The sequence below is a fragment of the Amphritea atlantica genome (genome assembly GCF_024347255.1).
GTDB classification, from domain to species: Bacteria; Pseudomonadota; Gammaproteobacteria; order Pseudomonadales; family Balneatricaceae; genus Amphritea; species Amphritea atlantica.
On the sequence record NZ_AP025284.1, the window covers coordinates 204,112 to 224,309 of the forward strand.

Sequence of the window (20,198 nt, forward strand, 5' to 3'; positions counted from 1 at the left end):
TGCGATCAAGGGGTCAAAGTTGTTGGTTTTCGCTCACCCCTTTCTGTACTAGACTGATATACCTCAATTCTTATTTTCTGGAGGTCAGGGATGGCCCGATTACCCAGGGCGGCGTTGCCCGGAATTCCTCAGCATGTGACTCAACGTGGAAATAATCGACAGGCATGCTTCTTTGCAGAAGAGGATTATGCGGTTTATCTGGATCGTTTAAAGCATTATGCAGAACAGTATCAAGTTCTTGTGCATGCCTATGTTCTAATGACCAATCATGTACATCTGTTACTCACCCCGAAAACTAAAGAAGGGGTTAGCTGCTTGATGCAGGCTTTGGGCCGTTACTACGTGCGCTATATCAACCAGAGTTATCGGCGTTCAGGCACTTTATGGGAGGGGCGTTTTAAATCATCTCTGGTCGATAGTGAAAACTATTTTTTAATCGTCAGTCGCTATATCGAGTTGAATCCAGTACGAGCGGGGATGGTTGATTTTCCCGCCGATTATCTCTGGTCCAGTTACCACGCGACTGCACTAGGCAAAGAAATAGCTTTGTTTACACCGCACGATATTTACCTGGCGCTGGGAAGTACTCCTGCAGAACGTCAAACAGCTTATACCGCATTGTTCTCGGGCTTTATCCCTGTACATACGTTAGAAAGTATACGTAATGCTACAAATAAAGCGTGCATATTGGGCGGTGAGCGCTTTAAGGTAGAAATTGAACAGCAGTTAGGACGGCGAGTTCAAGTGGGCTTGCATGGTGGTGATAGGAGGTCTAAGGCCTATCAAGATCAACGACTCTGACCCCTTGATCGAAATAAAATTAAAACCTATATTCAATATGAATGGAAAGCGTGTTTTTTTATGTCTTTTTAAAGGAGCCTGTCCCTGTATTTATTGCGCAGTTTCCATTAACCAATATCCTTATCGTCTAACTTCCCCTGCACCTGAGCTTAGCATAGCTCGGCGCACAATAAATCTGACCCCTTTATCCGGGAATTAGTAATCCGCCAAATAATAAAATCACACCAATAACCAAACCAATAAACCTTTCTCCGTCATTGTTTGAGTCATATTTAATCACTTTGAAAACTAACACCATTTCCCTTTTAGAAACATATGATAAGATCAACCATGCCCCAAAATTAGATATAATGATATTCTCATATAAGCTATCTAGTGGCTTAATCATAAAGAGACTAACATCCAATACTAAAGAAATTACACAAAAAACCACCCAGAATTTCAAATTCATACCTATTGTTTAAATGGTTCAACTAATTCTTGCAGCATATTATCAACATAAGAGCCAGCATAGTAGTACATGGCGTGGTTGGTGGTTTATCCAGCGTGGCGCAAGGGGGGAGTTTCAGTGCTGGATTCTGGTCGGGGGCAATTGCTTCAGGAAGCTCTGCTTTAGGTGACTGGGCTATATCAGTCCGGTAGAATATGAGAGGAAACATGTCTCTCAATAAATCAGTCCGTTATTTTGGGGGAAGCTCAGACCGACCCCTTGATCGACCCGACTGCATGTATGATGAATAATCAGTGTAGAGGTATGAATCCACAATGGTCCGACCCAGATATAGTGAAATAGAAACTATGAAACGTATAATATTTTTTGTCAGTATTTTGTTTTCTTCTGTTGTATTGAGTGATGAAAGTAACAGTATTGATATATGCGAGTTGTCTAAGAAATCAATAAAGCATGAAGAAGCAAGAAGTTATTATATCTATGGGGATTGCTTATATAAAGGTGCGTTCGGACAAAGAGATCCAGAGCAAGCTGTAGAGATGTGGCAGAAAGCAATAATGCTAGGTGATACCCAGGCTGCGCTTTATTTGGGGGTACATTGGACCTTTCTTTCAAAAAAAAGGCACTCGGCTGGGCCATTGCTTTTAAAAATGTCATTGAGAGAAAATAAGCTGAAAGCATCCAGATATCTTGGACTTTACTTCTTGGACGATGGTAGCAGGCTTTATAGTTCGGCACCTGAGTGGGCTTTGTATTACTTAAATAACTCTTATAAAGAAGGGGACTATATATCTGCTTATCTTATAGCCTATGCCGTAGAAAATAAATTATTTAATCAAGATGTTGGTGATGTTTCTGATTGGATTAAGCGAGGTGAAAACCTTGATTCTAATAAGATTGGTTACAATAGAGTTATAGCAGAGCTCAAGGGGCTGGGATTTATAGATGAACGAATAGGTTCAGAGAAATAGGGGATAAATAGGGTCAGAGCCTGTGGTATCCCCGATCGATCAAGGGGTCAGAGTTGTTGATTTTCGCTAGACCCATTTTGCGATCAAGGGGTCAGAGTGAAGCTCCCCCAGTTTAACGGATACTTTTAATTAGCGACAATGTCGTCAAAGGAGTATCTCTATGACCAATCATGTACTCAACCTGAAAACGAAAACAGGGTTAGCTGCTTGATGCAGGCTCTGGGCCGTTACTACGTGCGCTATGGACAGGCACCTTTAAAAAACACGCTTTCCATTCATGTTGAATATGGGTTTTAATTTTATTTCTGAGATGGGATAGCCAGAAACCTGTTCGGATGGCTACACGACCCTGACCGATCAAGGGGTCAGAGTTGTTGATTTTCGCTAGACCCATTTTGCGATCAAGGGGTCAGAGTGAAGCTCCCCCAGTTTAACGGATACTTTTAATTAGCGACAATGTCGTCAAAGGAGTATCTCTATGACCAATCATGTACTCAACCTGAAAACGAAAACAGGGTTAGCTGCTTGATGCAGGCTCTGGGCCGTTACTACGTGCGCTATGGACAGGCACCTTTAAAAAACACGCTTTCCATTCATGTTGAATATGGGTTTTAATTTTATTTCTGAGATGGGATAGCCAGAAACCTGTTCGGATGGCTACACGACCCTGACGACCGTGTTTTTCAGCCAGTTCTCCGCCTCAGCTGTTATAAACTGATGACAGATAGCCCCTGGGCCAAGCGTTTAAAATGCTCCGGCGGCTTGAGCAGATAACCGCTTGCGGGCGATTCTTTTGGGATAGAGCATTTCAAATTGCGTCGCGTTGCTGAGCCATTCTTTCTGATCTATTTTGAGCCTTTTCAATATCGGTGGCAGGTGCATTTGTGCTGTCTGGTGTCTCAACGCCGCACTGAACCCCGCTCATTCACCAGATGGTAGATCACCGGGATCAGCACCAGGCTGACCAGCATGGAGAAACTCAGCCCCCAGATCACCGTGATCGCCAGGGGTTGCAGCATCTCAGCGCCGTCGCCCCAGCCCAGGGCCAGTGGCAGCATGCCGGCGACGGTGCTGAGGGTGGTCATGATGATGGGTCGCAGACGCAGTCTGGCTGCTTCCAGAATCGCGTCGGTGATGTTATTGCCCTGATCCCTGGCCAGCTCGACATATTCGATCAGCAGGATGGCGTTGTTGACTACAATCCCGGTGAGCATGATCATCCCCAGCCACACCGGCATCGACAGTGGCAGGGCCAGCAGCCAGATCCCTGCGGCAACGCCGATGGCGGCAAAGGGTACGCCAAACATGATGATCAGCGGGTTGCGCAGGGATTCATACTGAATCGCCATCACCACAAATACCAGAAACAGCGCCAGGCCGAGTAACAGGCTGGTGAGCTTGCTCTGTTCTTGCAGAATCTTTTCAGATCCCCCGTCATACGCGGTATAGCCCGAAGGCATAATAAAGTTATCCCGTACCTGATTGATGGCGCTCAGGGCTTCTCCCAGGGTGATATCCGGTGCCAGTGAGGCGGATATCTCGACGATACGCATCTGATTATCGCGCTGGATACTGGCAGGAGTTTCTATCAGCTCCAGGCTGGCAACGTCGGAAAGATGTACCGGGGGTGAGGCCCCGGTGCCGGGAAACAGCAGCAGTGTCTCCATCGATTCCGGGGTGTTGAAGTGCTGCTCCGCCAGCCTCAGGCGGATATCGTAAGCGTGGTCATCGGTAATATATTCGCTGATCACTTTACCCTGCAGGGCGATCTGGGTTGCCTCTATCAGGTCTGCCAGCTCGATGCCCAACTGACTGGCGCGCACCCGGTCCAGGGTGATCGACAGTTCATTGAGCTGATCTTCTGCCGAATGGCTCAGGTTGCGCAGTTGTGGCAGTGTCTTCAGCTCTGTTGTCAGCTGTTCGGCCAGAAGGGTCAGGGTTTTATTATCCGGCCCCTGTAATCGCAGGCTGATATCGTCGCTGCCGCTGTTGGTGCGGATGCCCCGGATGCCACGCTGAGTCATGCGTACCGTGAACCCTGCCAACTGTAGTTTGGCGATCTGTTTTTGCAGCCGTTCGATCCACTGATTGCTGGACAGATCCCGCTCGGCGACCGATTTCAGTTGCACGATGACGGTAGAACGGTTGGATTGCTCCCGTTGCGAACGTCCGAATACGGACCCGCCCACCAGGGTAAAGACGGTGTCTGTTTCCGGCTGACTGGCGAACAGTGCTTCCAACTGTTCAACCCGGCTGTTCATCTCGGTCAGGGAGATGCCGGTGTCTGCCGTAACTCTGACGGTTATCCGGCCATCATCCAGTGGCGGCAGGAAGATCTGTTTGCCACTGACAAATACCGGTGCGCTGACTACCAGAGCGGCGATAAAACAGAGCAGGGTGAGCAGGCGATAATGCAGCAGTTTGCTGAGAACCGCGGTATAACTGCGCCGTAATAACTGTAAAAAACGGTCGGTCAGGTGACGTACTCCACCCCCGTTGGTGACTCTTTTGGTGGCCGCGGCAAGGGCTGGCACCAGCGTTAGCGCGATCACCATAGACGCAAAGATCGCCGCCGAGATGGTGATAATCAGCTCCTGAAACAGCAGCCCCGTGAGACCGCCGATAAACAGGAAGGGCAGCACCGCGCAGAGGTTGGTGGAGGTGGAGGCGATAATGGCACTGTTGACCTCGGTGGCCGCGTTATTTGCGGCCGCCAGCGGATGCTCATGATTTTGCTGATGGCGGTTGATGTTTTCCAGCATCACAATGGTGTTATCCACCAGCATACCGATCCCCAACGCCAGCCCTCCCAGTGTCATAATATTGAGGGTCAGACCGCCGAGTCCCATCAAGACACAGGTAAACATGATCGCAATCGGGATGGCACTGCCGATAATCAGGGTATGGCGCAGATTACCGAGGAACAGGTATACCACCGCCATCGCCAGCAGAGCACCACTGATGGCAGCCGTGGCGGCGTTATTAAGGGCCTGCTTAACGTAGATAGACTGATCCGCCACCTGCGTCACGCTAATATCGTCGGGAATGATTTTTTGTTGTGCTAACCATTCCAGCCGCTGTTTGACCTGATCGGCGACATAGGTGGTGTTGGCGGTGGGCTGTTTCTGAATCGATAGTTTGATGCCCTGGACACCATCGGCGCGGATCAGTATTCGTTCATCTTCGGTGCTGAGTCTGACCTCAGCGAGATCCGCCAGGGTCAGTGTGGCATCGCCTCTTCGGGCGACGGGTAACTGGCGTAACTGGTCTAAGGTTATCAGTCGGCCACTGATGCGGCTGTTAATTTCATTACCGGGCATGGTGATCCGCCCCGCCGCCTGATCACCGTTGCCCTCTTTGACCGCCGCGATCAGGGTTTTGTAACTGATATCATAAGCGGCCATCCGTTGCTGATCGGGGATCACATGGACCTCACGAACCACACCGCCGCCGACCTCTGCGGCGGCGACGCCGGGCAGGTTAATCAGCCATTTTGCGATAACATCATCCGACCACTGTCGCAGTGTAGCGCTGTCGCGAATCGGTGAACTGATAACAAACTCCATCACTGGGATCTGCGCCGGGTCTAGCTTGTAGATGACCGGTGAATCGATTGAATCCGGCAGTGTGCGCCGGGCCCGGTCCAGGCGAGTGCTGGCGTCCCGCAGGGCGACATCGATATCTTTGCCATACTCAAACGCCAGGTCGACACTGGTTCTGCCCTGAGTGGTGGTGGACTGTACGTGGATTGCATCTTCAGTGATGGCCAGCTGCTCTTCCAGTTTGCGGGTGACACGATCCTCCATCACTGAAGGCGGCACCCCCATGTCGACCACTCTGACGCGGATCTCCGGGTAGATAATATGGGGCAGCAGATCAACCGCCAGTCGGTTAAGCGCGAAAGCTCCCAGCACAATCACCGCCAGTGCGATCATCACCACCCCGACCGGGTGATGAATAGACCAGTTCGCAAGCCCTCTGGAGTGGCGCATGGATCTTTGTTTCACGGTGCTGAGGTCCCGTTCTGGTTATCAGTCCCCCGGTCAACCACGATCACCTGCATCCCCGCTTTAAGGTTGGTGAACCCGCGGGTGATCACCCGCTCTCCGGGTTGAAGTCCGGCCAGTACCTCAATCTGTTCACCCGCTTTCAGGCCGGTTTGCAGCGGCCGGATCTGAACGTTGTTATCGCTATCGATGATATACACATAGCTGCCGCTGTCAGACTGGCGAAGACTGGCAAACGGCAGCAGCAACACCTGCTGCCGGGCGATCTGGAATTTTACCCGGGCAAATTGCCCCGGCCGGGCACCCTGTGGCGCTGGATTGAGACTGATTTCAAGGGTGCCGCTGCGGGTTGTTGGGTCGATGGTGGGGTAGATGCGGCTGACTTTTCCGGAGACCTCGAAGCTGTTGCTCCGGTTGGCGCTGCGCAACGCATCGATCTCAATATCCACCGGCATATCGGGGATCAGCTGATTCAGCAACAGCTCAGACACATCTACTTTAAGCCGCAAACTGCTCAGATCCGCTAAGGTGAGCAGCAGCGAGGATTTTTCTGCCAGGTTTCCCGGTTCGGTATGACGGGCGGTTACCACACCATCAATCGGTGATTTTATGCGGGTATATCCGAGACGGGTGGCGATCACCTGTTCGTCGGCTTTGGCGACTGCCAGATCAGTCTCTTTCTGGGTCAGCTCTGAACGTGCGGTAAGATTGCGCTTGATCAGCCCGCTGATTCTCTGCAGCTCCTTTTCTGCCTGCTGACGTACTGCCCGGGCCCGCTGTAGTTGGGCACTGAGCAGTTGATCATCAAGGGTGATCAGCAGATCGTCACGCTTTACCGTATCGCCTTCACGGGGCAGGATCTGTTTAACGATCCCCTCTTCCTGATTATAGATATTGATGGTCTGGAACGCTTCAAGGGTGCCGGTACGCACCCGCTCAAGCTCGATATCCACTGGCTGGACTGACAGCACCTCCACCAGATGGGGTTTTGGTATGCGGGCTTTAGCGGATGGCGGCTGATCGCAACCCGCCAGTATCAGGATCGCGCCGAATAAAAGGATATAAGGTTTGCAGAACATGAGCAGAAATCGCCGTCTCAATGAAACTATGAATAACTGTATCTATACCACAGCTTGATTCATGACGGACAGCGATTTCCGGGGGATATAAACAAATTGTTGCGTTATCAGAGCCCCAGATACTGTTTCACAGTATCGAGCAATAACTCAAAAACCCCTGGCTTAACTTTCTTGTGATATTCCACCCGTAACTGATCGACCTCTTTAAGTTGCGATTGCAGTTGAGTAAGGTTGGCATCGGTAGCTGTTGGCAGCCCGCGGACCAGCGTATTAACCTTGTCCAGACCTTCCAGGGAAAGCTGTTTGCGCTCCGGGGAAAACTTGAAGTCACGGGCGGTTTGCAGTTCGGTCAGAAACTGTGTGATCTTGTCGTTGAAAACTGCGGGGTCCCGGGTGTCGATCGCCTGCTTATAGTGCAGTCGCATCTCTTTCATGGTGGGCTTCAGGGGCCCCGCCGACGCGCTGGTGGAAAGTGACAGGCCCAGAAACAGTGCCATAAAAAAAGGTATCAGTGAGAGTTTGCCTAAACTTTTAAAAAACATATCAGATTCCACAACGTCCGGGACAACCTCCACCACTCATACAGGGAGGGGCCTCCGGGTTTTTTAGGGTTTTATTGCTGATCACGCCACCAGTGGTCAGCAGTTTGGTGACCGGCGCGTCAGCGGGGGTTGTGCCCGCCTCAAAGCCGCCGATGTCACAGAGGTCTTGCCAGGTGGATATATCAATGGCCATTGGATGGCGTACTTCAAACACCTCACCGGTGGTTTCACAACGATAATCATAGGTTGGCATAGTGATCTCCTAAACTCTGCAGGCGAGTCCTGTTCGGGGGAGGCACTTTAGCATGGATTCAGCGTTCTGGTTAATCAATCTGCCGGTCGGGCAATACTGGGCCAATAGCAGACTATACTGTGGCTCAGATATCATTTTCGGAGACCGTGATGGCTGATGACTTACTAAAACAGCGTCGTTGTGTACCCTGTGACAGCACGACCCCTGCGCTGACACCTCAGGCCGCTGAGCAGCAGCTGAAGCGCCTGGCGTCCGGCTGGTCGTGCAATGAAGTAGGCACGGAAATTTGCAAAAAGTTCCTCTTTAAAGATTTTTACCACACCATGGCGTTTGTGAATGCGCTGGCCTGGATTGCCCATCAGGAAGATCATCATCCTGACCTGGAGGTGGGATATAATCGCTGTGTGGTGCGTTTCAGCACCCATGCGATCGGCGGATTGTCGATCAACGATTTTATCTGTGCGGCCAAAACCGATGATCTGCAGAGCTGATATACAGAGTGGTTATTCTGTTTTGCTGTAGTTCAGGTTAACGCTGTCAAACTGCAGGCTGACACATTTACAGGCGCACAGATCCGTGCGCAACCCAGGACACACAGATATGAGTATGCGATATCACAGGTTGATGCCGGGGCTGGCTTTAGTGCTGGCCATGACCGGCTGTGCCACACTGGACCGGGAAAGCTGTCTGTCAGCAGACTGGCAACTGATCGGCTTTAATGATGGTGTAGCGGGTCGCGAGGCCAGCCGCCTGGAACAGCATCGGGATGCCTGTAGTGAGTATGGTGTCGTGCCCCGGATGGATCAGTATCTGCAGGGCTATGACCGGGGTGTCCGGCGTTATTGCACCGCCGCCAATGGTTACCGGCAAGCCCGCGCCGGCAAAGCACCCGGTACGGTTTGTCATGCTGAGCAACAACAGGAATTTGCCCGGGGGTTTGAGCTTGGAACGAAAGCGCATCAGCAGGTCGCCCGGTTAGAAAGTGCAAGGCATGAGCTGAGTATTCTGATCTCAGAACAGCGTGCCGATCTGCGTGAGCGTGATGATAAGCGTGAACAGCTGATTATGGAGGGTATCTCTTCTGATACACGGGCGTTTCTGCTATCTGAGATTGATGAACTGGAACATGAGATCCGTTTACGTAATCTACAGATTAAACAACAGCAGCAAGCGGTGCGGATGGAGACCCGCTATCTGCAGGATCTGGAAGCTGATCTGCGAAAGCAGTTGTAAGCTCTTTAGCCGTTAGATTGAGTGTTTTACAGCCAAAAAAAAAGCCCTGCTTAACGCAGGGCGAGTGGCCCGTTTAAAGGCGACGGTGAATATATGATGAGAGTCATATATGAGGGTTAAACCATTAACAATGGCCCCGCTGGAGCCTGATTCAGCGGGACCGGTTGCACTTACATGATTACGAACGATTTTTTGCTGGTCGCATCTCCATAAATTTCTGTTGCTGTTCCGGGGTCAGAATGGCAAACAGCGCTTTTTTTTGCTGTGCACGCATCTGTATCATCTGAGCGGTTTGCTCCTGAGCCTTGCTCACCAGTGCAGCAACCTGCTGGTCATAGTCAGATGCATTGACATCCAGATCTCTCAGTGCCGAGTGCATCTCTCGCATTGCGCCCCGCTGGTCTTTCATCTGACCCTGCTGGTTTTGAAAAAGTTCCTGCATCTGCGTTTTTTGTTCATCGCTCAGGGAGAGCTTGTCCGCCATCATATCCATTCGCCTGGCGGCATGTTTGCCCTCCATCTGCTCATATTTGCCATGGTGCCCTTCCTGGCGATCACCGCAGCGGTCCCAGCCGTCTTTAGCGGATGCCAGGCCTGCGCTCAGCGCGCCGGCACCAATAACTGCGGCGGTAATGCCGATAACAAGTTGTTTACGCATGGTTGTTCTCCTGAAGCATTGCTTGTTTTGATGGCTGCAGTATGACTCTGCCCCCTGCTAAGTTGGGTAAAGGCGGTGTAAAGTTTGGTAAAGGGGATGACAGGCAGATGAAATTCCCCCCGGGCTTGATTACTCTGGCACTATCTGAATAAGGAACGATGTATGAGCGACAACGTTAAACTGCTGCTGGTTGATGACGACCAGGAACTCTGTGAGCTGATAGGGGAATACCTTCAGTCTGAAGGGTTTGATGTCAGCTTTGCTCATAGTGTTGAGCAGGCGCTGCCATTACTGCTGGAGGACGGCAGCTATGATCTGCTGATATTTGACATTATGATGCCGGGGCAGAGTGGCCTTGAACTGTTACAGCAGGTCCGTCCCCGCATCAAAACCCCGGTGATTATGCTGACCGGACGGGGAGAGGATATCGACAGGATCATTGGCCTGGAGATGGGCGCGGATGATTATCTGGGTAAACCCTGTAATCCCCGTGAGCTGGTTGCCCGTATCCGCGCAGTGTTGCGCCGCAGTGGACAGCAACCGGCCGCAGAGGAGAGTACCGATAAGCTGGCGATACATGGCATAGAGCTGGATTGCGGCAAGCGCCAGATGCAGGTGTCTGGAAGCGAACTGGAACTCACCAGTGCCGAATTTAATGTACTGGCAGAACTGATGCGGGCCGCGGGAACGATTGTCAGCAAAGATGAGCTCACCGAGAAGGTTCTGCATCGTAAACTGACCGCTTATGACCGGGCGATCGATGTCCATGTCAGCCGGGTGCGGCAAAAACTGGCGGCGGTGCTGCCGGACAGAGAACTGATTAAAACGGTTCGTGGGGCTGGCTATATGCTGGTCAATGAGTAACGGCATCGCGACACGCGACGAGGGCGACAGAACTGATGGCGATTCGCTGGTATAAACGGCTTTTTCTGAAAATATTTGTCACCGTCTGGCTGACCAGTTTTCTGGTGATCGCGCTGACTGCATTTGTGATTGGTCACCTTTCAGAACAGCGACGTGACCGTGATGTATTCAGCGCCCGGGTGCTGGGGCAGGCGGAGTTGCTGATTGACCGTTATGAACGCGATGGGCGTTTGCCATCCCCGAAAGAGTGGCGCCGTTATCACGATGATGATCATAAAGAACCGCGTTTTTTCCCTACCCGGGTGCAGATTACAGAAGTTAAAACTGGTCTGGTTATCTTTGGTCATGACAATATCAGAGAATATCGTAACCCATTAGTGTTCAATGTTCTGTCAGATACCGGGCGGGAGTACCAGGTGGTGGCCGAGACCCGCATACGTCCAGATCTGGCGGCCAAGCTGTTCGGCTTCTTTCTCTCGGTTCAGGTGGTGTTGTTAATGGTCGTTGCCGGCATTGCGGCCCTGCTGATCAGTTTGATGGTAGTACGTCCGGTGAACCGTTTACGCCAGTACACCCGCGATCTCTATAATGGTGATCTGAGTGCCCGGACCGATGATGATCTGAGTCGGCGGGGAGATGAGATCGGCGAGCTGAGTCGCGAATTTAACCGCATGGCAGAGTATGTCGAACAGACACTGCAATCCAATACCCATCTGCTGCAGGATGTATCCCATGAATTGCGTGCCCCTCTGGCGCGGTTACAGATGGCCGCCGGGCTGGCCGGGCAAAAGATGTCTGAGGCCGATCAGCATTTTATCGAGCGGATTAATCAGGAGTGCGAGCGGATCAACCGGCTGATTGATGAAATTCTCAGTTTGTCCCGACTGGAGCAGATGGAGGTTTCCGATCAGAGCTTTGAGCTGACCCGGGTGATCGATACTCTGGTCGAGGATTTTCGCTTCAGCGCCCCGGATCACCCGCTTGAATGGGCTCCGGTCAATTACCGTATCCGGGGCAACCCTGCGCTGCTGGAACGGGCACTGAGTAATATTCTGGGGAATGCGGTGAAACACACCCCGGCAGACACCGGGATTGTTATTTCGGCGGAACAGACGGCGGGCAACGTTCTGATCCGGGTTAAAGACCGGGGGCCCGGTCTTACTCCGGAGCAGCTGGATAAAATGTTTAAACCTTTTGTTCGCTTTACCGGTCAGCAGAACGGTTATGGGCTGGGTTTAAGTATTGCTCAGCGGGCGGTGCAACTGCTGGGAGGAACGCTTTCAGCTCAAAGCCAGCCAGGAGAAGGACTTGAGCTTTTACTGGTGTTTCCCCGCATCTGAGCCGGGTTTATAGCAGGGCAGTTTCAGGAGTAGTGCTCAAAATGGTATCGATAGGCACCGGGCGGCTTATTGCGTAACCCTGCGCATAATCGACGCCAAGTTGTCTGAGACGCTCCATAATCTCGTCGGTTTCTACGAACTCAGCGATGGTTTCCATCCCCATGATATGGCCGACCTCATTGATTGAGCGCACCATCGCTTCGTCTATCGGATCGGAGATGATGTCCCGCACGAACATTCCATCGATCTTGAGCAGATCTACCGGCAGGTTTTTCAGATAAGCAAATGACGAAAGTCCACTGCCGAAATCATCCAGGGCAAAGCGACAACCGAGGCTTTTCAGCGAACGGATAAATATCTGGGCATCTTTGAGGTTGGCGATTGCCGCAGTTTCTGTGATCTCAAACTTGATCATCCGTGCCGGCACCGCGCTCTGCTCTATACTGCGGATAATGTATCCCAGCAGGGCGTCATCTCCCAATGACTGGCCCGACAGGTTGATCGCCAGACTATCGATATGATCCAGTTGCTCAACATTTTTTGCTATCCACTGCAGAGTGTTGTGAATCACCCAGCGGTCGATCTGAGGCGCAATGTTGTAGCGTTCGGCCGCTGGCAGGAACGCCCCGGGGGCAACCAGATCGCCGGACTCAGACTGCAACCGGATCAGCACTTCATAGGCTGTTTTGTGCTGTTTCTGCAGAGGTACGACGGGCTGAACGTAGAGCCGGAAACTATTGTTGTCCAGCGCGCGGTGGATCTCACTGGCCCACTGTATATACCCTTTGCGAATCAGCTGCTGCTCATCGTTCTCATTGTAGATATGGATCCGGTTGCGGCCCGCATCCTTGGCTGTGGAACAGGCCGTATCGACATCCTGCAGCGCACTGACTGCACTGGAGGTATGCTGATCGATCACCGTTAGACCGGCACTGATCTCAACAGAGAATGTGTGATCTTCCCACTGGAAGCGGAACTGTTTCAGATCGTTCATTATCATCTGTAATACCCGCTCGCCCTGTGCCAGGCTGGCATTTTCCAGCAACAGCAGAAACTCATCGCTGCCGGGACGTGCCAGGGTGTCGCGGCTGCGAAGCTTATCGCGGATCAGGTTGCTGACCTGTCGCAACAGGTCATCCCCGGCCAGATGACCGCAACTGTCATTGATGATCTTGAACTGGTCAATATCGATAAAGCAGAGCACATGGTGGGAGTGATGTTTATCGGCGTGCTCTACGATGCGGGTCAGTTCGTTTTCGAACTGGCGACGGTTTAACAGTCCGGTGAGCGGGTCGTGGGTAGTCTGGAAATTAATCTCATCTGATATTCTGCGAACCTCGGTGATATCTTCCTGTAGCGCGATAAAATGGGTGATCTCGCCAAGATCGTTGGTGATCGGTGAGATGACCTCCTCAGCCCAGTAGTACTCTCCGTTTTTCTTTTTGTTGTGAAACACGCCGCGCCATTCCTGTCCGGACATCAGGGTTTTCCACAGGTCGCTGTAGATCTCTGCGGCCGTTTCTCCTGAGTTCAGCAGCCGGGGGTTTTTGCCGATCACCTCTTCCGGATAATATCCGGTAATATCGGTGAAACGGGGGTTAACATACTCTATCTGGCCACTGACATCGGTGATTACAACGACGTTAGGGCTCTGTTCCACCGCCATTGATAGCTTTTTCAGCGTGTTGGTGGTGGTTTGTTGCTCTGTGGCATCGTTGAATACACCCACCCCGCCATTGATCTGGCCCTGGGCGTCCCGCAGGGGCACAAACTCGGCAATCAGATACATCTTCCGCTGACCTGAAACCGAGATATAGGGGCCTTCGAAACGTCCGATATCTCCCTGTAGTGCATCGCGCAGGGCGGCTAGCAGCTTCTCATCGGTTAGCTTTTCCAGCATGTTGAAGCCAACCAGCACTGCATCTGACGAGCCGACGATATCGGCAAAGCGGTGGTTGATCATGGTGATAACGGCATTCTGGTCATAGTGAAAAATCCCCACGGGTGAGTGCTCAATAATGGAGGTCAGACGCTTTTCACTGGCATGTAGTTGTCGGGTGCGCTCACGAACGCTGATTTCAAGGTTTTTAGCCCAACGACGCTGGTCTGCAGAGAAGACCAGCATCAGTGGAAAGAGTAACAGAAGAAACAGGGACGCAAAGGCGCTTTTTTTCAGAAACTGTTGCTGCAGTAGCGTCTGTATATGGCTGATTTCAATATCCGCAGCGGCGATATAGGGGGTGCCATCGGGGGCGGTTTGGGGGATAAACACGCTGCGAAAGTGTCCCCAGTGATCCTTGATCTCAAGGAATAGTTTCTCCTGGCTATGGCTCAGTTGCTGCAGCCGGGGATCGGCATCGGTATAGGGGAGAAAATAGTAATACAGTTCTTCACCTGCCTTCATCTCCTCATCGGTGACGCTGGCGCTGGTAAAATAGACTTTCTTGTCCCTCAGGATCAGGGTATAGATATAGATGATATCGCTGTGGCGGGTGTAGTCAGATAACTTAACGGTATTGTGCAGGTCTGCTTCAGCGCTGATATCGCCGGGCTTCATGTCGCGATGATGGAAGTTTTCCGGTAGAAACAGCGGCGCTGCCAGGGCGCTGGTGATCAGTTTCTGATCAATCTGTCTGTACAGTTGTGACCGTTCGCTGTTGTAATCCCAGCCAACATACATCAGCACCCCGACAAGATAGGCCAGGATTGCAATGTATACCCTTTTACTGATTTTAAATGTCATGGGTGGATTATAGGTGCTTTTGCAATAGTCATTCAGGTTCTTATACCTGAAACGGGTATAACCCCGGAAGTACTAATATCTCGGTGAGCTCATCCAGGGCTGCCTGAATCTCAACCGGCAGGCATGGGTCGGCCAGGTCTTCAGCGTTTAACTGCTCCCGGTAGTGTTTGTTGATCCAGTTTTTCAGCCGATTGTAGAGGGTGTAATCAAGTATGATGCCCGGATGCACCGCATTTTGCTCGGCCCGACTCAGCGGTACCCTGAGACGCAGACAGGCGGGGCCGCCACCATTATTCATGCTCTGGGTCAGATCGATATACTCCACCGCTGATACCGGGTTATCCCCTGCCATTAACCAATCGATGGCGTGCTGTGCTTCGCTGGAGGCGAGGCAGTTGCTGGGAGCCAGTAACAACATCGACTGTTCGTCAGTGTTATGGGGTGCCCGGATAGAATATTCAGAGAGCTGATCGGGCCGGGCCTGTGTTGATAAGCTGATCAGCTGGCTGTTAAACAGATAGCTTGAGACCGCTTCTTTGACACTGAGCAGCTGCGGACTGATTTCGGTAATAATCAGTGGCTCATCCCGGGAATGGGTGGACTGCTGCCACTGTTGCTGCAGTTGTTGTAATACCTGCCGCTGGTTAACAAAAGCCTCTGCATGCAACATCAGAAAATTGCGGTGACCGACACCGATAACGTCATGATGAAAGACTCCCTGATCAATGGCGTCTGGGTTTTGTTGCGCAATGACAACATGATCGGAGGATAGTTGATGTTGTCGCACCAGTGCTTCGCAGGCTGCGTGGGTTTGTCGGGCAGGGTAGATCTTCGGCAACTGATGGTCATTGCCACGACCATAGACCAGCAGACTGAGTCCCGGCTGGTCATGGGAGGGACAGAGCCGTGTATGGTTAGCCGCTCCCTCATCGGCATAATCCGCCTGGCATGGCAGGGGCGGATGGTGGCAGAAATGGTCCGGGTTATTGAATATCCGCTTTAGCATGGCGGCGCTATAGTCGGTTTCTATGGTCCGGTGGAGAGTGGTGATCAGATTGGCCGGGGTGAAATGGACTCTGCCGTCGGGGCAATCTCTGCTGGCCGACACGGTTGCTGCATTAGCGGCCCACATGGTGGATGCGGAGTAACACGCGGCTAGCAGGTGGGGAGCTTTCTTATAGGCCTGTCCGATGATCTCCGGGGTGGAGCCGCTGAATCCCAGACGCTGCAATGTCTCAACAGCGGGGCGGGGTGCCGGCGGTAAAACCCCCTGCACCTGCCCCAGTTGTACCAGACGCCACATCTTTTCCAGTCCCTGCAGCGCTGCCTGTCGTGGCGAGGCGACCCTGCCACGATGCTGATCAGAGGCGATATTGCCGGGAGACAGGCCGGCATAGTTATGACTTGGGCCGATCAGTCCATCGAAGTTAACTTCCTGATAGTGCATAGACCCTCCGTTCCTCTGCTACAGTTTCAGCCCGGGGCTGAGTTTTTCCGGCAGACAGGGTGAATTGCTTTCGATGGATGCGACCGGATAGGCGCAATAATCGGCAGCGTAATAGGCTGACGGGCGATGGTTGCCACTGATACCACAACCGCCAAAAGGCATCGCGCTGCTGGCGCCGGTCAGCGGACGGTTCCAGTTGACGATACCCGCGCGGATCTGGCGTTGAAACTGCTCATATTGTTCGCGGTCATCGCTGAACAGCCCGGCAGAAAGGCCGTATTGTGTCTGGTTAGCGATGGCGATCGCGGATTCAAAGTTGCGATAGCGGATAACCTGCAACAGCGGCCCGAAATACTCCTGGTCGGGCAGTTCCTCTGCAGCGGTGATATCGATGATAGCCGGCGATAACAGGGTTCCGGCGCTGTTTTGTCGCTGTGCTTCAAGATGGACCGTGGCGCCCGCCTCACTCAACATCTGTTGCGCTGCAAGGATAGAGTCTGCGGCCTGCTTGTTGATCAGGGTGCCCATAAACGGCTGTGGTTTCTCGTTGTAAGCGCCGGTGCGAAATTTACTGCACAGATCAACCAACTGGTCCAGATAGTGGTCACCCCAGCTGGAGGCTGGTAATAGCAGCCGACGGGCACAGGTGCAGCGCTGTCCGGCACTGATAAAGGCCGATATGATGGTGTCATGCAGGGCGGCCTTGAGGTGCTGTACCGGGGTGATCAGCAGGGGGTTATTACCGCCCATCTCCAGTGCCAGAATTTTTTCGGGTTGCCCGCCAAACTGGCGGTGAAGCAACTGACCGGTCACCGCACTACCGGTAAAAAATAGCCCATCGATACCCGGGTTTGAGGCGAGTGCTTTACCGGTGTCACTATCGCCCTGAACCAGGTTCAGCACGCCGTCCGGTAGCTCTGCTTTTTGCCACAGATGTAACATCAGTTCGGCGCAGCGGGGGGTTAACTCGCTGGGTTTGAAGACCACGGTGTTACCCGCCAGCAGCGCTGGCACAATATGGCCATTGGGCAGATGCATAGGGAAGTTGTAGGGGCCGAATATTGCGACTACACCGTGGGGTTTATGCCGCAGCACCAGATCTCCCTGAGGGGTGTGCTCGATTCGGGTCGGGCAGCGCTCTTTATGGGCCCGGATAGAGATGTCGGCTTTACCGATCATCGCGGTGATCTCGGTGCGGCTTTCCCACAGGGGCTTGCCGGTTTCCTGACCGATGGTATCCGCCAGCAGCTCAGCATACTCTTTCAGCAACTCGGTAAAGCGGATGATATAGCTTTGGCGTTGCTCCAGAGTCATGTCACTCCAGCGTGTGGTGGCGTTACGGGCCACTTCAACGGCCTGATTGACCTGCTCTGGTGTGGCGCTATGCCCCTCCCAAATTCGCTCGGCTGATCCCGGGTTCAGTGAATTAAAGCTTGCGCCTTTACCCTGCAGCCAGTGACCGTTTATAAACAGAGATGCGTGTGCTTTCATGGCTTTAGCTCCTGCTCTTTAAGGGCACTACCCGTACTTTGTCACCCTCGCTCACCTGCAGCAGGTGCGCCAGCTCTGCAGTGAGGGTTATTCTGCCTTCGGACGGGGCGATCTCAACCACGGTGCAACGGAAGTTTTGCAATGAGGTATTACTGATCAGAAAGGGCTGTGTATGCTGCTGACAGGGGCCTATATGCACTTCCACATAGCGGCTTTTTCTGACCGCCCGGATATCTTTAAGTTCGCAGGCAAGGGTGGGGCCGGCATCAAAAATATCGATATATTCCTCATAGCGGAAACCTTCGCTTTCCAGTAGTTTCCGTGCAGGTACGGTTTGTTCATGGACCTCACCGATCACCTGTCTGGCCGTTTCTGGCAGCAGGTGAATATAGATCGAGTGCTTAGGCATCAGCTCGGCGATAAACACCTTATTGCCCAGACCGGTGAGATAGTCCGCTTCAGAAAACTCCATACTGAAGAAGTGCCGTCCCAGCCCGTTCCAGAAGGGAGAGAGTCCCTCGGTATCGCTGACACCGCGCATCTCTGCAATGATTTTGCCGGGAAAACGCTCTTTGAATTGCGCCAGAAACAGAAAGCGGCAGCGGGATAGTAAGCCCCCGTTATGACCCTGTCGGTATTCCGGGGTCAGATAGAGCGTGCAAACCTCAGTGCAGCCAGTATAGTCGTTGCAGAGATAGAGGGTCTGAAAGCTATTGTGGACTCCCAGTTCCCTGGAGGCATGCACAACCGTTCCCAGACGGTAGTGGTAGAACGGTTCCCGCAGACCAACGGCGGACTCGATGCCACAGACGCCAACCACTTTGTTGTCCGGTGACGCTTCCAGAACAAACAGGTAACTGGCACCCAGTGGATCTGCTTTGACCTGACTAAAGGCGACTTCAGAAGCGGCGATCTTTGCTTCAAGCAGTTCCCGGTTACAGGGAAGGGAGGTAAAGCCCGGACCGCTGTCCCGGGCCAGTTCACAGAGTCGATCCAGATCGGATGATCTGATTGGGCGAATTATGTTGATATCGTTCATCCCTAATCTCCTCGGTTTACCTGAAAACTGGAGCAAGCCGTCAAACCGCTGACACCGGTTACATTCTGTTTCTGCGCCAGGTGTCGGGTTGTTCTGCCAGCCGCAACAGGATCATTGCACTGAGCTGCGCCCGTTCAACCAGGCTGGGCAGCCGGATAAACTCACTATGGCTGTGAATATGGCCGCCCTGTACCCCCAGGGTATCAACATTGGGCAGCCCGGCTGCGGATAGATTGTTACCGTCACAGCAACCGCCGGTTGACTCCCATGCGAGGGGTACACCCAGTAGCCCGGAGCACTCTGTCACCAGTTGGAACAGTGCCAGGTGGGCCTGGTCCAGCTGTTTTGGCGGGCGACCAAAACTGCCGTGTAGAGTCAGTGATATCCCCTCCTTGCTGTTGATCTGTTGTTGGATAATCTGCAACTGTTGTTGGCACCATTGTTCATCTGCGCTGATGCGGGTGCGAATGTTGAAGCGACAACGGGCCTGATCGGGCACCTGATTGGTGGTCTCACCGCCATCTGCCACGCCGATATTGAGAGTGACACCGTCACGCTGGCCATTCAGCTGATCGACCGCAGTAATAAATTCGGCCATGGCACAGATCGCATTGCGGCCGAGATGGTGTTCCCGGCCGGCATGAGCCGCTACGCCGGTGAAAAGAGCGGTAAAATTGCCGCTGCCTTTGCGCTCACCCGCCAGTTGCCCGTTGGGCAGTGCCGGTTCATAGATCAAGCCCAGGTCATGCTGTTGCGCCTGTTGTGCCAGGATAGCGGCGGAACCGGGGGAGCCGATCTCCTCGTCAGGATTCAGTATAACGGTCCAGCCCAGCTGTTGTGTCAGGGGCGACTGTTCAAAGGCGCTCAGGGCTTCCAGCATAACCAGCAGCCCGCCTTTCATATCACTGACACCGGGCCCCTGCAGCGTTTGGTCATCCAGCCACTGACACCGCTGAAACTCTGAATCAGCCGGGAATACTGTATCCAGATGTCCTGTGAGCAACACTTGTAACGGAGCGTCCGGGCGTTTGCTCAGGATATGCAGATCTCCCAGTCGGTGTTCTTCGGCAGAGCCATCGGCGCGAAGCTGAGTAGAGGCTGCTACGGCGTGCTGCTGATGATGGCAGTTGAGCCGTGCACAAAACATCTTGCTCAGCAGTTCACCAACCTGATTCACGCCGGCCCTGTTGAGGGTGCCGGAATTAATCTGCGCCAGTTTAACCAGGGTTTCGGTTAAGGGGGTCTGGCGTTCGGTGATTGAACTCAGCAGGGCATCCAT

The 20,198-nt window shown here is 52.8% G+C and carries 16 protein-coding genes; 6 read left to right on the top strand and 10 right to left on the bottom strand.

Annotated features, from left to right (window positions below; genetic code table 11):
• Positions 1-90: 90 nt before the first annotated feature.
• Positions 91-801 (top strand): transposase, encoded by a 711-nt coding sequence (locus tag OCU43_RS01025; protein ID WP_091354677.1) that lies wholly within the window; start codon positions 91-93, stop codon positions 799-801.
• Positions 802-1,599: 798 nt separating this feature from the next.
• On the top strand, positions 1,600-2,223 hold the full coding sequence (locus OCU43_RS01030; protein WP_139203135.1) for an SEL1-like repeat protein: 624 nt from the start codon (positions 1,600-1,602) through the stop codon (positions 2,221-2,223).
• Positions 2,224-3,122: 899 nt separating this feature from the next.
• Here the strand turns inward: OCU43_RS01030 and OCU43_RS01035 are convergent.
• The 4 genes from OCU43_RS01035 to OCU43_RS01050 all read right to left on the bottom strand — a co-directional run bounded on the left by OCU43_RS01035 (position 3,123) and on the right by OCU43_RS01050 (position 8,104).
• The gene (locus OCU43_RS01035; RefSeq protein WP_217647394.1) at positions 3,123-6,230 is read right to left on the bottom strand and encodes an efflux RND transporter permease subunit; all 3,108 of its coding nucleotides are present in this window, start codon (positions 6,228-6,230) and stop codon (positions 3,123-3,125) included.
• Complete coding sequence (locus OCU43_RS01040; RefSeq protein ID WP_091354686.1) at positions 6,227-7,309, bottom strand: efflux RND transporter periplasmic adaptor subunit; 1,083 nt, start codon at positions 7,307-7,309, stop codon at positions 6,227-6,229. Before OCU43_RS01040 ends, OCU43_RS01035 begins: the two co-directional genes overlap by 4 nt.
• A gap of 107 nt (positions 7,310-7,416) precedes the next feature.
• The gene (locus OCU43_RS01045) at positions 7,417-7,851 is read right to left on the bottom strand and encodes a cytochrome b562 (RefSeq protein WP_091354690.1); all 435 of its coding nucleotides are present in this window, start codon (positions 7,849-7,851) and stop codon (positions 7,417-7,419) included.
• 1 nt (position 7,852) lies between these two features.
• Positions 7,853-8,104 (bottom strand): FmdB family zinc ribbon protein, encoded by a 252-nt coding sequence (locus tag OCU43_RS01050; protein WP_091354692.1) that lies wholly within the window; start codon positions 8,102-8,104, stop codon positions 7,853-7,855.
• Positions 8,105-8,253: 149 nt separating this feature from the next.
• On the opposite strand from OCU43_RS01050, the gene OCU43_RS01055 reads away from it, so the two are divergent.
• Together OCU43_RS01055 and OCU43_RS01060 are read left to right on the top strand one after the other, a co-directional pair.
• The gene (locus OCU43_RS01055; RefSeq protein WP_091355248.1) at positions 8,254-8,595 is read left to right on the top strand and encodes a 4a-hydroxytetrahydrobiopterin dehydratase; all 342 of its coding nucleotides are present in this window, start codon (positions 8,254-8,256) and stop codon (positions 8,593-8,595) included.
• 109 nt (positions 8,596-8,704) lie between these two features.
• Positions 8,705-9,337, top strand: a complete 633-nt coding sequence (locus OCU43_RS01060) for a DUF2799 domain-containing protein (RefSeq protein ID WP_091354695.1) — start codon at positions 8,705-8,707, stop codon at positions 9,335-9,337.
• A gap of 178 nt (positions 9,338-9,515) precedes the next feature.
• Here OCU43_RS01060 and OCU43_RS01065 read toward each other — a convergent pair whose 3' ends face one another.
• Positions 9,516-9,995: a Spy/CpxP family protein refolding chaperone gene (locus OCU43_RS01065; RefSeq protein WP_091354697.1), complete on the bottom strand. Its 480-nt coding sequence runs from the start codon at positions 9,993-9,995 to the stop codon at positions 9,516-9,518.
• 162 nt (positions 9,996-10,157) lie between these two features.
• Between OCU43_RS01065 and OCU43_RS01070 the strand changes: the two genes are divergently transcribed.
• Together OCU43_RS01070 and OCU43_RS01075 are read left to right on the top strand one after the other, a co-directional pair.
• Positions 10,158-10,859, top strand: a complete 702-nt coding sequence (locus OCU43_RS01070) for a response regulator transcription factor (protein WP_091354699.1) — start codon at positions 10,158-10,160, stop codon at positions 10,857-10,859.
• Between the two features lie 35 nt (positions 10,860-10,894).
• A complete protein-coding gene (locus OCU43_RS01075) occupies positions 10,895-12,199 on the top strand; it encodes a sensor histidine kinase (protein WP_091354700.1) in 1,305 nt (434 codons plus the stop codon).
• A gap of 7 nt (positions 12,200-12,206) precedes the next feature.
• Here the strand turns inward: OCU43_RS01075 and OCU43_RS01080 are convergent, their stop codons facing one another.
• Genes OCU43_RS01080 through OCU43_RS01100 form a run of 5 tightly spaced genes read right to left on the bottom strand, consistent with a single transcriptional unit; the run spans position 12,207 to position 20,198 of the window.
• Positions 12,207-14,942, bottom strand: coding sequence for a bifunctional diguanylate cyclase/phosphodiesterase (locus tag OCU43_RS01080; protein WP_245756501.1), 2,736 nt, complete (start codon positions 14,940-14,942; stop codon positions 12,207-12,209).
• A gap of 40 nt (positions 14,943-14,982) precedes the next feature.
• Positions 14,983-16,389, bottom strand: coding sequence for an N-succinylarginine dihydrolase (locus OCU43_RS01085; protein ID WP_091354703.1), 1,407 nt, complete (start codon positions 16,387-16,389; stop codon positions 14,983-14,985).
• An 18-nt stretch (positions 16,390-16,407) separates the two neighbouring features.
• Positions 16,408-17,880: a succinylglutamate-semialdehyde dehydrogenase gene (gene astD, locus OCU43_RS01090; RefSeq protein ID WP_091354705.1), complete on the bottom strand. Its 1,473-nt coding sequence runs from the start codon at positions 17,878-17,880 to the stop codon at positions 16,408-16,410.
• 4 nt (positions 17,881-17,884) lie between these two features.
• Positions 17,885-18,919 carry an arginine N-succinyltransferase gene (gene astA / locus OCU43_RS01095; protein ID WP_232846439.1) on the bottom strand — a complete coding sequence of 345 codons (1,035 nt, stop codon included), beginning with the start codon at positions 18,917-18,919 and terminating at the stop codon, positions 17,885-17,887.
• 58 nt (positions 18,920-18,977) lie between these two features.
• Positions 18,978-20,198 carry a hydrolase gene (locus OCU43_RS01100; protein ID WP_091354708.1) on the bottom strand — a complete coding sequence of 407 codons (1,221 nt, stop codon included), beginning with the start codon at positions 20,196-20,198 and terminating at the stop codon, positions 18,978-18,980.

What these genes read in the sequence shown, in the direction of transcription:
- OCU43_RS01025 (WP_091354677.1), top strand. Translation starts at nt 91, where the DNA reads ATGGCCCGATTACCCAGGGCGGCGTTGCCCGGAATTCCTCAGCATGTG.
- OCU43_RS01030 (WP_139203135.1), top strand. Translation starts at nt 1,600, where the DNA reads ATGAAACGTATAATATTTTTTGTCAGTATTTTGTTTTCTTCTGTTGTA.
- OCU43_RS01040 (WP_091354686.1), bottom strand. Translation starts at nt 7,309, where the DNA reads ATGTTCTGCAAACCTTATATCCTTTTATTCGGCGCGATCCTGATACTG.
- OCU43_RS01045 (WP_091354690.1), bottom strand. Translation starts at nt 7,851, where the DNA reads ATGTTTTTTAAAAGTTTAGGCAAACTCTCACTGATACCTTTTTTTATG.
- OCU43_RS01050 (WP_091354692.1), bottom strand. Translation starts at nt 8,104, where the DNA reads ATGCCAACCTATGATTATCGTTGTGAAACCACCGGTGAGGTGTTTGAA.
- OCU43_RS01055 (WP_091355248.1), top strand. Translation starts at nt 8,254, where the DNA reads ATGGCTGATGACTTACTAAAACAGCGTCGTTGTGTACCCTGTGACAGC.
- OCU43_RS01060 (WP_091354695.1), top strand. Translation starts at nt 8,705, where the DNA reads ATGAGTATGCGATATCACAGGTTGATGCCGGGGCTGGCTTTAGTGCTG.
- OCU43_RS01065 (WP_091354697.1), bottom strand. Translation starts at nt 9,995, where the DNA reads ATGCGTAAACAACTTGTTATCGGCATTACCGCCGCAGTTATTGGTGCC.
- OCU43_RS01070 (WP_091354699.1), top strand. Translation starts at nt 10,158, where the DNA reads ATGAGCGACAACGTTAAACTGCTGCTGGTTGATGACGACCAGGAACTC.
- OCU43_RS01075 (WP_091354700.1), top strand. Translation starts at nt 10,895, where the DNA reads ATGGCGATTCGCTGGTATAAACGGCTTTTTCTGAAAATATTTGTCACC.
- OCU43_RS01080 (WP_245756501.1), bottom strand. Translation starts at nt 14,942, where the DNA reads ATGACATTTAAAATCAGTAAAAGGGTATACATTGCAATCCTGGCCTAT.
- OCU43_RS01085 (WP_091354703.1), bottom strand. Translation starts at nt 16,389, where the DNA reads ATGCACTATCAGGAAGTTAACTTCGATGGACTGATCGGCCCAAGTCAT.
- astD (WP_091354705.1), bottom strand. Translation starts at nt 17,880, where the DNA reads ATGAAAGCACACGCATCTCTGTTTATAAACGGTCACTGGCTGCAGGGT.
- astA (WP_232846439.1), bottom strand. Translation starts at nt 18,919, where the DNA reads ATGAACGATATCAACATAATTCGCCCAATCAGATCATCCGATCTGGAT.
- OCU43_RS01100 (WP_091354708.1), bottom strand. Translation starts at nt 20,198, where the DNA reads ATGGATGCCCTGCTGAGTTCAATCACCGAACGCCAGACCCCCTTAACC.